The organism is Arboricoccus pini, from assembly GCF_900187945.1.
Taxonomy (GTDB): domain Bacteria; phylum Pseudomonadota; class Alphaproteobacteria; order Geminicoccales; family Geminicoccaceae; genus Arboricoccus; species Arboricoccus pini.
Map to the genome: position 1 here is coordinate 128,956 of NZ_FYEH01000006.1, position 12,765 is coordinate 141,720.

Here is a 12,765-nt window from a genome sequence, read left to right on the forward strand (position 1 = left end):
ACCTAATTTATTTGTCGCTTGGCGGCGCCCAAATGTCGGCCTTGGAAAGCGTGTTGTCCGCAGCCATGCTTTGGTCAGAGGCGTTGTCGTTTGCAGCATTGTCGTTGGCTCCAACGGCTGCCAGCGAGGTCAGTTTGGCGAGGCGGGCACTGACCATGGCCTCAACCTGCGCAGGCGTTAGGCCGAAACGGGCAATGGCGTCCGGCGCCTGCTTCAGCGCAAAGTTCGCAGCCGACGCGATCATGACGTTCTTGACGGCGGCTTTAGGATAATTCTTGGCCGCCTCCTCCATCTGGCTCGCAGCAAAGCTGACACCCCGAGTAAGGATCTCATCCAAATACTTGCGGACGACATCATCGCTCTTGAGCTTGAAATAGCTGGTGGCGCGAACGCTTAGCCAACCTGCCAGTGCTGTAAGCACGGCAACCGCGAGCGGGATGACGATATCCCAGAGGATGGTAAGGTTGATCTCGGTCGTCGCTTCCATAGCAGTCTTCTCCTTATCACTCGCATGCGCCCTGGTGCTTTGCCATCCAGAATTCATTATAGGACTTATATCCTAGGGATGTCCAGATTTATAGTTCGTTTACACCGGCGGCCCGCTGCCACTGATAAGGGGTCCGAATTCCCCGCCGATTGGCCAGTGACTATCTCCAGGTAAATTCTTCGACTTGGCGATCCGACGTCCCGTGACCGTGTATAGCTCAAAGCGTGAACGAGGATTTTGCGGTGCCTGCTTTAGGCTTAGCCCTGCTGAGGGCATCGTCGCGTATCAGCCCTGCCGAGGTTCGGAACTCTTAAATTGAACGCCGAACGAGCGGCGCGTTGGTGAAGAACTGGTTCATCACCATTTCTGAGAGAATGCTCTCAAGGAGATGGGGATGAAGCGCTCGTTCGGATCGGTTCTGGCGGTTTCGCTATTATTTCTGGCTGGCTGCAGCACAGCGGGCGAGGGAATCCCGCATTGGTTCGATCTACAATATAGTCTGACCTCGTATTACAAAAATTACGCTCAGGAGCGTGGTGCCACCTGTAATCTTCCAGACATGACCATCACCTCGACTAGGATCGTTGAGGAAACACCAAATAAAATGACGCTCGACGTTGGCTATGTATGGCGGGATACCGCATACGGTAGCGGATCGATTGGTGGCTTCAACAACTGCATAGGCACAGACCATCGCCAATTCCTCGTCAGCAAAAATAGCGACGGTACTTATTCTGTAGAGCGAATGTCTGGTCCACAGCGAAGCTGAAGCGCAATCTGGAACTCACCGCGTTGGAGCGGGGTAGGATCACGCTCACCGGCGTCAACCTTGTCTTAACCCTTGATGAATAAAGTCAGGACCTCCCGAGCCAGCCTACCCTTTACAAGCACGATCTCGTAGCGGCGGCGGTTAGTTCGCTAGCAGCGCTCGTCGAATTGCGGGGTACGAGCAAAGGCGCGGCGATTTATGTGATCCTCGCCTCGGCCGGCGGTGCTGTAACGAGCCTCGTGCTCGCCGCACAAGCGACCACCGGGATGATCTACAGCGACACTCTGGGACAGCGGCTACGCGCTGGCTTATCAGATCAACGACCAGACCGGATCACGTATCGTCATTCAGCATATCGATGCAACGAACGAGCTAACCGACACGTCCTTTGATTCCCAGCATAAAGATTCGCTGGTCCGACAATTGTGGCTCGCGTTGACGAAAGCGTCGCCTTCATGGGCGTAATTACGGATACTATCAGCACCATCCTGTCATTCACGATATCAATCGCTAATCTTGCTCAACAGCTACACGCGAGGCGATGAGACGCAGCCGACCATTGTCGCTCTAGCCAATGGCATTTTGCCCCAGTCTGGCGCTCTATGGGCCTGAACGGCAGCACGCGGGATGCTGTCATCATCAGAACGTTCTGCAATTATCGGCAGTGTCGGCCAAGGATGGCATATTGTTGGGTTCGCCGATGCCCGCGGCGACGATAAAACGGGTATTCTATCGCAACGCGATTCCGGCGTTATTGCGCTTTGGCAGTTGAGCAATAATCAGGTCTTGCACGCCACCTCGATCGTCAGCGTGAATCAGATTTGACGCATTCTCGATTTTGACGATGTCAGCGGCGACGGGCAAGCCGGCATCAACTGGCAGAACAAAACCGTGCCATCGCGGCGTGGTCAATCACGAACGGGTAGTTACCGGCGGCGTGACATTCGTTTCGACCGGACTTGGGTAGAATTTCCAAGGGTCCCTTGATGGCGATGGTCGGAGCTACTGGATCTGGCAACATCAATGCGGCGACGGCGATGCTTGGCAGATGACGAACGACCTTCATCTCAGCAGGCTGCCACCATAGCGCCGCGCGTTTACAGACTGGCATCTTTCCTAATGTTTGGTTGGCTAATTGCACGCCTTCTGCAAAGCAGATTCAACGATGCCAAATCCCAGATCGAGTTCGTCTTCCTTAATGTTCAAGGGAGGACATAACGTGATGATATTGCTGTTGCCTATTTTGAAACTTAGGCCGTTCTCAAGGCAGGTATAGAGCACTCTCTCTGCAACGGCGGCACCTTCTGGGTTCGCCAGTTCAATGCCCCAATACATTCCAAGGCCACGGACGCTCTTGATCGTCGGGATCTTCGCCTTCATGGCCACCAATCGCCCGAGCCCGACAGCGCCGAGACGGGCTGCCCTGGCCAACAGGGCCTCCTCGACGATGACGTCGAGGGTGGCTAGTGCCGCCGCACACCCGAGCGGACTTTTTTCATGCGTATAGTGACCAAGGGCCAGTCGCGGCGCCACAAGGTCAAGCTCGGGTCGGGCGATTAGCGCAGCTATCGGCATTACAGCACCCCCTAAACCCTTGCCACAGACAAGAATATCGGGGACCGCACCCGCCTGCTCACAAAGGAACATCGTCCCACTTCGCCCCAGGCCACTGGGAATCTCGTCGAAGATCAAAAGACAACCGTGTCGATCGCAGCTTTGGCGAATGGCAGCCCAAAAGCCTGCGGGCGGCGGATATACACTTGTCCATCGCATCGGTTCGGCGATGATCGCCGCGACGTCGCCTTGAACCTCCAGCATGTAGTCGATGTAGCTTGCGAGCCGCTCGAAGCCGGCCGGCCCAGGCCCAAAAAACCTCTCGACTTGATCAAGCGGCGGCACATGTTCACTGCCTGGCAGCAACGGTCCCGCCCCTCGCCGGAACAATGCTTCGCCACCTACAGATATCGCATCGAGACTGGCACCGTGAAACGAATCCCACATTGAGATCGTCTTGTGGCGACCCGTGGCATATCGCGCAAGTTTAAGCGCCATGCCGACGGCACTCGTCCCGCCAGGAGCAAACAAGACTTTTTCCAAAGTGCCCGGTGCAAGGCTGCCTAGTCGCTCAGCGAGTTCTATGGCCCTGATATTCGTGAACCGACGAGGAGAAAAAGGCAGATGCTCGAGCTCGTCCTGGATCGCCGCCTTCACGCGCGGATGTCCGTAGCCGACCTGATGGGCGCTATTGCCATGAAAATCGAGGATACGCCGCCCATCGATCGTCGTGAGCCAAGCCCCGTCGGCCGCCTCGATAACATCCAGACAGGGCGTGGAGAGCGATTGATGCAGAAAGGCCTTACTGTCTCGCGCCAACAAGTTACGCGTGGCCGGTCTCAAGCGCGAATGCCATGCCGCACGCGCCGGGGTCGTGTTCTGGTCGCCTTCGGCTGTGAGAGTCTCTTGCTGCATCGATCCGTTGCTCGCTCGCCGTCAGGGTAACAGGATGGCAAGAATGGCCATGAGCACGCCGACAAGCGAGACGAGCCAAACGACGCTGCGCAGAACTGGGATCCCGGCTGCATAGAGCGGCAGATACACGATGCGTGCAACGAGGTAGAGGATGGCCGCTGACAATGTGAGCACGCCCTCTCGCCCGGTGACGTGCGCCACGATCAGGGCGGCGACGATCACCGGCATGGTTTCGAAGAGGTTGGCTTGCGCTCGGCGCAGCCGCGCCGTCAGTCGCCCGACCGGCGGACCTTCGTCATCTCGCGGCCCGACATTGTAGGCCGTCCCCGTCTCCTTGTTGCGTGCATAAGACGCCAACAGGATCTGGACGATTGCCAGCAGCAATATCCAACCGACAAGATAGAGTTCGGTGCTCAACCTATTTTCTCCGGCTATGACCAGTGCTACCGACGGTGCGACGGTTGCCAGGGTAAGGCTGACCGGCAGACATGCCTATGAGGCTGGCCAATGTTTCTCGCCAGAGATCGTGGCGGCGGCTTGCGTCATTGCCTCGCGGTGGAAACTTCGTAGTCGCCGTTGATCCAGGTCCCGGTAACCTCGAGTTTGCTGTCGAGCAAGGCAAAGTTAGCTCGATAACCCGTGGCAATTCTGCCGAACTCATTCTGGAGTCCGAGGAACGCCGCGGGTACGGCCGATGCCATGCGCAAGGCTTGCTCGAGCGTTACATCTAGCCACGCACAAGCGTTGCGGACCGCCGTCGCCATGTCGAGGTCCGAACCCGCCAGGGATCCGTCAACCTCGAGAGCACAGCGGCCATCCTTCCGGACCACATTCCGGCCTTGCAACATGAAGCTCGACGATGCCGTACCTACGCCGGGCATGGCATCGGTAACCAACATAATATGCTCGGGACCTTTGGCGCGAATGGCCGCCTGCATGCTTGCGACATGAACATGGAAGCCATCAACGATCAAGCCACAGAATGACCCCCGATCCGCCAGCGCAAAACCGATGGGCCCGGGATCACGCCCGGCAAAAGGCGGCATGGCGTTGAAGAGATGCGTAAACCCTGTAAGGCCGAGTGATCTTGCGTTCGCGAGCGTTTCGCTGCTGGCGGCCGTATGACCCGCACTGACGATGACACCCGCATTGCAGAGATCGCGAATCTTCTCGAGATCCACGCATTCCGGGGCTACGGTCACCATCGAGACGCCGCCTTCGACCGATGCGAGGATGGCCACATCCTCCTCATCCAGTGGGCGCATTAAGGCAGGATTATGCACGCCTTTACGCAGCGGATTGAGGAACGGACCCTCGACATGAATACCTAAAAGTCCCGGCAAGCCGGCATCTAGAGCGGCGGTGGCGGCCGCCACAGCTTCCCGCATTCGGCTCTGGGTATCGGTAATGAAGGTAACCATAAAGCCTGTCGTACCATAGGCGCGATGGGCTTTTCCGATGGCGGCGATCCCCTGGACGGAGCGCTGGTCGTTGAACAGAACGCCTCCACCGCCATTCACCTGTACATCGATGAAGCCTGGAACCAACAGGCCGGAAAGCCTCTCAGCACTCTCGGCCGCGCCCAGAGCAGAGACCGGGATTACCTGCCGCACGCGGCCCTCTTCGACGATGACAGCCATGCCGTCCTGCATGTTCAGACCGTCGAAAAGCCTATCAGGGACATAAATGCGCGGCATGGCTCCGCTACCTCTCCGGCTAAGGCGTTCGTTCCAGCGTTCTAACGCCACTGTGCCCGCACAATCCAGCCGCGCTCGGCGTATCCATCACGGCCATGCCCCTTGCATCCCCGTCCGGCATTCCGCATGAGCAAACGCAGAGCGTTGGCATGGCGAACATGCCAGCGTCCCGCCTCGCACATTAAGGGAAAGTCACGATGGTCAAGCGTATCCAGCCCGGCAAGCGCATGAGCCAAGCAGTCATTCACGGTGACACGGTCTATCTTGCCGGACAGGTCGCTGAAGATCCCAGCGCATCGATCCAGAACCAGACCCGTTCCGTCCTAGCGAAGATCGATGCAATTCTGGCCGAGGCCGGATCCTCGAAATCCGATCTCATTTCTGTCACGGTCTATCTTTCCAGCATCGCCGACTTTGCAGCGATGAATGAGGTCTATGACGCGTGGATCGATCCGGCCAATCCCGCGACGCGCGCTTGCCTCGAGTCTCGCCTTGCCTCACCCGACCTGCGCGTCGAAATTGTAGCGGTGGCGGCCAAGCGTAGCTGAAGCCTGTAGCAGCCCGGGTGGCGGCGAGGTGTGTTTTGCCAAGCTCGGGCCTGCTACGTAACACCGACTCTTCGAAGCGGCTGCGGGGCCTCAAGCACGCAAAGCTGCATCCAATATCGTGGCAACGGCCTGCTCCGCATCAAGCGCAAGCTCGGCTTGGCCTGCATAGAAGGAAATCACCGTCTCGAGCGTGCACGCAAGATCGTCGGCTTTGGGAAGACGCCTTGTCGGTGCTGGAAGCAACTGCGCCAGCATTGCCTGCTCCACCTGTTCGGCGGCCAGTTCTGCCGTAGCGACCTTTTGCCGGACAGCGAGCTGAACTGGATGATCCTGAAGCTTATCGACAAGCTTCAGACTACGCCGCACTTTCCGCAGTGGCCAGACGACTTGACTGCGCCACTCCGATGCTGTCCTGTCCATTGCTGCTATGGTGAGGATGCTGGGCGGCCCGGCAATGGCCGCATGTATTAGCGCCACAAGTAAGACGTTGACGTCGATCTTATGGCGATCCTGCAAGAGCAGACAGGCGTCCGCAACACCCGGTTGTTCGTAGACCCGGAGAGAAAAGCGCCAATGAGCACCGTCGAGGTCAAGCTCGAAGCTCATTCGTCTCTCACCTGCAGCCACCGGCGACAGGCTACAAGAAGACGTCCACCGAACCACTTAGCATGCGGCCGAGTGATGTCTGCCGATTGGCAACCTTGTCGTCTGATCCAGATCGCGATGCCCACATCTTCGCCCCTTAACCCGACTGCATTATCGTCCGCAATTCGTTAAAGAAACACTAGCTCGGCAACGTTTTGCCCCCAAACTGTTTATAGCTGATGACCGCGGTCAACCGCGGACTTCCATTAACCAGACGAGGCCATCATGAACGAGGATCGAGCCGAAGCCACTCTGCGTGACGTAGGCGGTACAGGGAAGAAGATCGCGGGCGACCTGATCGGCGATGCGAAACTTCAGGCAGAAGGAACGGCCGACAAGGTCGTCGCACGCATTCAGGAAGGCGTCGGTCGGACCAAGGAACAGTTCGAGAGCGTTGCGGACACGGCCCAGCAACTTGGCGGCCGAGCCTATGAGGCCGGCAGCAAAGCCAGTCAGTATGTTGCGGAAAGTATCAAGGAAACGCCGCTCATCACCTTGGCGGTCGGCATTGCAATCGGCTACGCGATTGGCGCGCTTGTCCATCGTCAGATCGCGCCCACACCCCCCTCTTACAAATTCTGGCGCTAGGCATCTCAGTCATAATTGGTAGTGCTTCTCAATGCCTTTGTTCGCGAGCGTGAAGTCTTGCCCGCGATGCGCCGTTCCTTTGAAGCACGCGTGGGCCGGGTCGCCCGCCGCACTATCGGCGGCTCCAGCGCTTGCAAGACGAGGTCCTTGAGGCGTGAAATCGCGTCGTCGCGGTTCTGTTTCTGCGTACGGTGACGCTGCGCGAAAATTAAAATCACCCCGCTTTGGGTGAGACGATCTCCTGCCAGCTTCGCCAAGCGCTCTTTTGCACCTGCATTGAGCGCTTGGCTCCGCCCGACATGGAATCGCAGTTGGACAGCGCTAGCCACCTTATTGACGTTCTGGCCGCCAGGGCCCGACGCGCGCACGAAGACGATATCCACATCATCCTCGTCGAGCTGAAGGTCAGCGCTTACCGATATGCCCGCCACGTCAGGATCTCTTGGTTTCAGTGATCAGCGCGGATGAAGGCGCCATGATATCGACGGGAGACAGTCAGCAACCTTGTCTTCGTCCTCGCTCCCGCGAGCATAATGCCATACTGGCAGGAGGCAATTTATTCGGACAACCGAGGCTCTGGATCCTCAGTCTCTTCGAGAATGGCGTCCGCTGAACGGCTGAGGGTAGCCTCGTCCATCGGTTGGTGCGTGAAGCCCTTGAGGGGTGCCAGCTCCAGAGCATCGCGGGCGATTTCCACCGGGCTCGTCACGTAAGCTGTGATCAGCTCCGCCAAGCTGCGAAGACTATGCATGTGGATCCGCTCGTAGCCGTGGCTGCCATCGACACCAAAGGTGATGAGCGCCGTGCGCACATCGGCCCCCGCCTCGATGGCGGAGGCGCTATCGGAGCGATAGTAGCGAAAGACATCCCGCTGGAAGCGGATATCGTGATCCTGACACAAGCGGACCAGTTTGCGGGTCAGATGCCAGTCGAAAGGTCCCGTCTGGTCGGCCATGGCGATCGTGACACCGAATTCGTCACTCGCCTGACCGGGCGCTGTCGTGCCGTTGTCCACCGCGATCATGGAAGCGATTTCCGGCGCCAGCAGCGAAGAGGCACCGACGCCGACCTCTTCGGCAATGGAGAACAGCCAATATGTGTCCACCGCTGGCGACAAGCCCTCGCGCAAGATCGCCTCGAGCGCTGCCAGCATGACAGCTACTCCGGCCTTGTCGTCGAGGTGCCGAGAGACGATGAAGCCATTCTCCAGGAATTCAGGTTGAGGCTCAATAGCAACGATGTCGCCGATGGCGATGCCTAGTCGCTCTAGGTCCCGACGGCTCTTGGCCATCGCATCGACTCGCAATTCGACATATTCCCAGCCGACCGGCTGGGTATCAATCTCGCCGTCGTAAGTGTGCCCGGAAGCCTTGAGCGGCAAGATCGTGCCGCGGTACGTGCCATGCTCACTGTAGATGACCGTCCGCGCCCCTTCGGCAAAGCGCGATGACCAATGGCCAATCGGTACCAGCTCAAGGCGCCCGTTTGGCTTAAGGAGCTTGACCTGCGCACCCAACGTGTCGAGATGAGCGCAGATTGAGCGAGCAGGGCGCCGCTTGGCGCCCTCCAGGCGAGCTCGAATTGCTCCCCTTCGCGTCAATTCGATGACAAGGCCCAGCGAGCGCAACTCGTGGCTGACCCGGTGGACGATCTCGTCGGTGTATCCTGTAGGGCTAGGAATCGCCAACAGGGCAGCAAGCATCCGTTGAAGATAGCTCGTATCAATCTTCAGCCGGCGCATGAATTGTCCCTATTGGCTGCCAGGCAGGGAAGCACCCACCCCAGCCTGATTATTTTTCTGGTGACGCTCTGCCGCCGCGGCTCGAGCAGCGGCGGGCAATGAGAGTGGGAAAAGCAAGTCGACGAAACGCTCCGCGGTGGGCTGCGGTTCGTGATTAGCCAATCCCGGCCGCTCATTGGCTTCGATAAATACATAGTCCGGCTGCATTGGTGACTTGACCATGAAGTCGATTCCGACGACGGGAATGTGAATGGCGCGCGCGGCACGGATTGCCGCATCCACCAGTACGGGGTGGATGCGGTCCGTTACGTCATGGATCGTGCCGCCAGTATGAAGATTCGCCGTCCGGCGGACTTGCAACTCGCTGTCGCGCTCAAGGACGTCATCAAGGGTAAATTCCTGGGCAAGGATACACCGTTCCGTCTCATCATCCAGCGGAATGCGTGATTCGCCGCCAGTCGCCAGAGAGCGCCGCTTGCTCTGCCGCTCGATCAAATCGCGGATATTGCTGGTGCCGTCGCCAACGATGCTGGCGGGTTTCCGGATGGCTGCCGCAACCAGCCGATAGTCAATCACGATCAGACGAAGATCGAGGCCATCATGGAAGGCCTCGACGAGCACATGCTGGCAATAGGCGCGCGCGGCATCCACGGCGCGCTCGACGGCCTCGATATTGTCCAGACCGACGGCAACGCCTTTTCCCTGCTCGCCACGGGCGGGCTTAACGACGACCAAGCCGTGCTGCTCGATGAAGGAGGGCAAGGCCTCGCACTCTGCGGCATCTATCTGTTCAGGTACGCGAACCCCGGCAGCACTCACGATGCGCCGCGTCACCGCCTTATCGTCACATATGCTCATTGCGACGGCGGTGGTGAACTCGCTCAGCGATTCGCGACATGCTATCGATCGACCGCCATAGGTCAGGCGAAAAAATCCGCCCTCCGAGTCGATGACATCGACCCCGATGCCACGGCGGCGCGCCTCGTCGACGATGATCCTTGCGTAGGGATTGAGGTTGCTCTCCACGTCCGGGCCGGCGAAGAGCCGTTCATTGATCGGATTCTTGCATTTGACGGTAAAGAAAGGAAGGCGCTCGAAGCCGAGCTTTTCATATAGACGAATTGCTACGTCGTTATCGTGCATCACGGACAGATCCGTGAATTGTGCGCCGCGTGTTTGGAAAAGCTCCACCAAGTGTCGAACGAGCGTTTCACCTATCCCAGGGCGGGCTGACTGCGGATCGACGGCCAGGCACCAAAGCGAAGAGCCCCGGTTAGGATCCTCGAACGCGCGAGCATGGTCGATGCCCGTAACCGTACCGACGATCGCACCAGTTCGGAGGTCTTCGGCCACCAGATGGATAATTGCGCGATTGTCCCGTCGGTGCCAGAAAAAGTCAGGGGGCACAGCTACCATGTGCTGCGCCGCATAAATGCGGTTGACCTCTATCGCGTCCTCCGCAGAGGTCATGCGTCGAACCGTAAAACCGAGCGGTCGCCGCCGCGACGGCCGATAAGTCGACAAATCCAAACGATAGGTGTGCGAGGGATCAAGGAATAATTCTTGAGGGGCCGCGGCGAGCAGCACATGAGGGTCGCGGACGTAAAAGGCGATGTCCCGTCGATCATGCCCTTCGGCGCGCATAGCGGCTGCCAGTTCGGCCGGAACCTTGAACGTCTGGCCGAAGAGCAATCTTCCCCAGCCGCAGTCAATTGAAGCATTGGGCAGGGGCTCAGCCATGTGGCCCTCCTCGGCTTGCTCGATCACCGCAGAATTATCGCGCCGCAATCGCCTCAGGCGATCGGCAAATCCACCAAACGTGCGAGAGCCGCCGATCGCAGCGCTCATTCGTCGATCCCTTCGCGCTGCACGTCAGATCCGATGCTGCTGCAACCAGAGTTCCAAAAGCCCGGCCTGCCAGAGCTCCGAGCCGCGCAGGCGCGTAATATGGTCCTTAGGATTGGCTAAGAGCTTGTCGAGCCATGTACTTTGAAAGAGGCCCCGCTCGCGCGCCGACTGACTACTGAGGGCGTCTCGCACTAACTCGAGATAGGGACCATCCAGGTATTTGAGTGCCGGGACGGGGAAATAGCCCTTCTTCCTATCGATGACTTCGTGCGGCACGATTTTCCGGGCGACGTCCTTCAAAATTCCCTTGCCACCGTCGCGGAGCTTCAGTTCATCGGGTACGCGGGCTGCCAACTCGACAAGGTCATGGTCGAGAAACGGTACCCGTGCCTCAAGGCCCCAGGCCATCGTCATATTATCGACGCGTTTTACGGGATCGTCGACCAGCATGATCGTCGAATCGAGACGTAACGCCTTGTCGAGGGGACCATCGGCGTTCGCCTGCGCGAATTGCTCCTCGACAAAAGCCGTGCTGACATCACTTTCAGCCAGCCAGTTAGGCGCCAGTTGGCCGGCCAGCGTCGCATGACTTCGATCAAAAAAAGCGTTGCTGTAGTCGGTCAGCGGGTCATTAGATCCCTGCATTGGTGGGTACCAATGATAGCCTGCGAATACCTCATCGGCGCCCTGGCCACTTTGTACGACCTTGATGTGCCTGCTCACCTCTCGAGACAGAAGATAGAAGCCGACATTGTCGTAGGAGACCATCGGCTCCGACATCGCTTCGATCGTGCCGGGTAGCGCATCCAGAAGCTGCCTGGAGGGGATGAAGAGCTTGTTGTGATCAGTGCCGAAATGACTGGCGATCAGATCCGAATAGACGAACTCGTCACCTTTTTCCCCGTGGGCTTCCTCGAAGCCAATGGAGAATGTCATCAACTTTTGCTGCCCGGCCTTGGCCAGAAGCGCGACGATGAGCGAACTATCGACGCCGCCCGATAGAAGGACGCCCACTGGAACATCCGCGACCATCCGGCGATCGACCGCTGTCACCAGTGCATTCATGATGGCGTCACGCCATTCAACTGCGCTCATGGCGGCCTCGTCGGCCTGGCGATCGAATGAAAGACGCCAGTAAACCTCGTCCTTTTCGTCACCGTTCGCTTCGATCACGCGAATCGTGGCCGGTGGCAACTTGTTTACACCTCGAAGGATCGTCCAAGGCGCCGGCACAACCGCATGAAACGTCATGTAATGATGCAGCCCCGTCGTATCGATCGATGTATCGACATCCCCGGCTGCAAGAATAGCCGGCAAAGACGAAGCAAACCGCAAGCGACGGCCGGACCTGTTAATATAGAGAGGCTTAATGCCAAAGCGGTCCCGAGCCAGAATTACGCGGCCGGTACCGCGCTCGAGAATGGCAAAAGCGAACATACCTTTGAATCGCTTGACGCAATCCGTCCCCCAAGCGTGCCACGCTTTTAAAATGACTTCGGTATCGCCCGAGGAGAAAAAGCGATAGCCCTTGCTCTCGAGATCGCTCCTCAACTCGGGATAATTATAGATACATCCATTGAAGACGATCGTCAGACCAAGTTCCGAATCGACCATCGGCTGCTCGGACCTGTCCGAGAGGTCAATAATCTTCAGCCTACGATGCCCGAGTACGACACGCCCACGGCTGACGATCCCGGCCGAATCCGGGCCTCGGGGAGCCAGACATCCGACCATCGCATTAACACTGTCGGTCGAAGCGAGGCTGCCGTCAAAAGTCAGTTCGCCAGCAATTCCACACATAAAAATAAATTCCAGTCTCTGACCGATGCCGCTCTGAACTATTCCGATCCGGCTGCTACACACGCGTGGAAAGCCGATCCGGCCTGTCGTGTTCGAGCCCAAGAACGGTTCACTTGGCGACCCGTTGCACGTTTTATGCAGCGGTAGGCAAATCGGCAGCCTGGAAAACAGCA

At 58.3% G+C, this 12,765-nt stretch carries 13 protein-coding genes; 4 read left to right on the forward strand and 9 right to left on the reverse strand.

The annotated features are described in order from the left end of the window. Positions 1 to 7: 7 nt before the first annotated feature. Complete coding sequence (locus CFB17_RS10185) at positions 8 to 487, reverse strand: hypothetical protein (protein WP_088561434.1); 480 nt, start codon at positions 485 to 487, stop codon at positions 8 to 10. Between the two features lie 394 nt (positions 488 to 881). Here CFB17_RS10185 and CFB17_RS19010 point away from each other — a divergent pair, with 394 nt between their 5' ends. Together CFB17_RS19010 and CFB17_RS10190 are read left to right on the forward strand one after the other, a co-directional pair. Then, complete coding sequence (locus tag CFB17_RS19010) at positions 882 to 1,256, forward strand: hypothetical protein (RefSeq protein WP_133063888.1); 375 nt, start codon at positions 882 to 884, stop codon at positions 1,254 to 1,256. 627 nt (positions 1,257 to 1,883) lie between these two features. Continuing rightward, positions 1,884 to 2,081 (forward strand): hypothetical protein, encoded by a 198-nt coding sequence (locus CFB17_RS10190; RefSeq protein WP_088561435.1) that lies wholly within the window; start codon positions 1,884 to 1,886, stop codon positions 2,079 to 2,081. Positions 2,082 to 2,387: 306 nt separating this feature from the next. On the opposite strand, the gene pbfA is transcribed toward CFB17_RS10190, so the two are convergent. The 3 genes from pbfA to nagA form a co-directional block, all read right to left on the reverse strand. Next, positions 2,388 to 3,725 carry a (R)-1-hydroxy-2-aminoethylphosphonate ammonia-lyase gene (gene pbfA, locus CFB17_RS10195; RefSeq protein ID WP_088561436.1) on the reverse strand — a complete coding sequence of 446 codons (1,338 nt, stop codon included), beginning with the start codon at positions 3,723 to 3,725 and terminating at the stop codon, positions 2,388 to 2,390. Between the two features lie 21 nt (positions 3,726 to 3,746). Next, positions 3,747 to 4,142, reverse strand: a complete 396-nt coding sequence (locus CFB17_RS10200) for an MAPEG family protein (RefSeq protein ID WP_088561437.1) — start codon at positions 4,140 to 4,142, stop codon at positions 3,747 to 3,749. Between the two features lie 125 nt (positions 4,143 to 4,267). Further along, on the reverse strand, positions 4,268 to 5,422 hold the full coding sequence (nagA, locus tag CFB17_RS10205; protein ID WP_207762006.1) for an N-acetylglucosamine-6-phosphate deacetylase: 1,155 nt from the start codon (positions 5,420 to 5,422) through the stop codon (positions 4,268 to 4,270). 197 nt (positions 5,423 to 5,619) lie between these two features. Between nagA and CFB17_RS10210 the strand changes: the two genes are divergently transcribed. Continuing rightward, positions 5,620 to 5,970: a RidA family protein gene (locus CFB17_RS10210; RefSeq protein ID WP_088561438.1), complete on the forward strand. Its 351-nt coding sequence runs from the start codon at positions 5,620 to 5,622 to the stop codon at positions 5,968 to 5,970. Between the two features lie 90 nt (positions 5,971 to 6,060). Here the strand turns inward: CFB17_RS10210 and CFB17_RS10215 are convergent, their stop codons facing one another. After that, positions 6,061 to 6,576 (reverse strand): TIGR02444 family protein, encoded by a 516-nt coding sequence (locus CFB17_RS10215; RefSeq protein ID WP_088561439.1) that lies wholly within the window; start codon positions 6,574 to 6,576, stop codon positions 6,061 to 6,063. Between the two features lie 264 nt (positions 6,577 to 6,840). Here CFB17_RS10215 and CFB17_RS10220 point away from each other — a divergent pair, with 264 nt between their 5' ends. Further along, positions 6,841 to 7,203 (forward strand): CsbD family protein, encoded by a 363-nt coding sequence (locus CFB17_RS10220; protein ID WP_088561440.1) that lies wholly within the window; start codon positions 6,841 to 6,843, stop codon positions 7,201 to 7,203. 5 nt (positions 7,204 to 7,208) lie between these two features. Here CFB17_RS10220 and arfB read toward each other — a convergent pair whose 3' ends face one another. The 4 genes from arfB to CFB17_RS10240 form a co-directional block, all read right to left on the reverse strand. Continuing rightward, positions 7,209 to 7,634, reverse strand: coding sequence for an alternative ribosome rescue aminoacyl-tRNA hydrolase ArfB (gene arfB, locus CFB17_RS10225; RefSeq protein ID WP_088561441.1), 426 nt, complete (start codon positions 7,632 to 7,634; stop codon positions 7,209 to 7,211). 125 nt (positions 7,635 to 7,759) lie between these two features. Continuing rightward, positions 7,760 to 8,944: an osmoprotectant NAGGN system M42 family peptidase gene (locus CFB17_RS10230; protein ID WP_088561442.1), complete on the reverse strand. Its 1,185-nt coding sequence runs from the start codon at positions 8,942 to 8,944 to the stop codon at positions 7,760 to 7,762. A gap of 9 nt (positions 8,945 to 8,953) precedes the next feature. Further along, the gene (gene ngg / locus CFB17_RS10235) at positions 8,954 to 10,792 is read right to left on the reverse strand and encodes an N-acetylglutaminylglutamine synthetase (RefSeq protein WP_088561443.1); all 1,839 of its coding nucleotides are present in this window, start codon (positions 10,790 to 10,792) and stop codon (positions 8,954 to 8,956) included. 24 nt (positions 10,793 to 10,816) lie between these two features. Continuing rightward, positions 10,817 to 12,592, reverse strand: coding sequence for an N-acetylglutaminylglutamine amidotransferase (locus CFB17_RS10240; RefSeq protein WP_088561444.1), 1,776 nt, complete (start codon positions 12,590 to 12,592; stop codon positions 10,817 to 10,819). Positions 12,593 to 12,765 lie beyond the last annotated feature (173 nt).

Coding starts and splice junctions, on each gene's coding strand:
- nagA (WP_207762006.1), bottom strand. CDS start 5,422: ATGCCGCGCATTTATGTCCCTGATAGGCTTTTCGACGGTCTGAACATG.
- CFB17_RS10190 (WP_088561435.1), top strand. CDS start 1,884: ATGCTGTCATCATCAGAACGTTCTGCAATTATCGGCAGTGTCGGCCAA.
- CFB17_RS10240 (WP_088561444.1), bottom strand. CDS start 12,592: ATGTGTGGAATTGCTGGCGAACTGACTTTTGACGGCAGCCTCGCTTCG.
- CFB17_RS10220 (WP_088561440.1), top strand. CDS start 6,841: ATGAACGAGGATCGAGCCGAAGCCACTCTGCGTGACGTAGGCGGTACA.
- CFB17_RS10185 (WP_088561434.1), bottom strand. CDS start 487: ATGGAAGCGACGACCGAGATCAACCTTACCATCCTCTGGGATATCGTC.
- pbfA (WP_088561436.1), bottom strand. CDS start 3,725: ATGCAGCAAGAGACTCTCACAGCCGAAGGCGACCAGAACACGACCCCG.
- CFB17_RS10210 (WP_088561438.1), top strand. CDS start 5,620: ATGGTCAAGCGTATCCAGCCCGGCAAGCGCATGAGCCAAGCAGTCATT.
- CFB17_RS10215 (WP_088561439.1), bottom strand. CDS start 6,576: ATGAGCTTCGAGCTTGACCTCGACGGTGCTCATTGGCGCTTTTCTCTC.
- CFB17_RS19010 (WP_133063888.1), top strand. CDS start 882: ATGAAGCGCTCGTTCGGATCGGTTCTGGCGGTTTCGCTATTATTTCTG.
- CFB17_RS10230 (WP_088561442.1), bottom strand. CDS start 8,944: ATGCGCCGGCTGAAGATTGATACGAGCTATCTTCAACGGATGCTTGCT.
- ngg (WP_088561443.1), bottom strand. CDS start 10,792: ATGAGCGCTGCGATCGGCGGCTCTCGCACGTTTGGTGGATTTGCCGAT.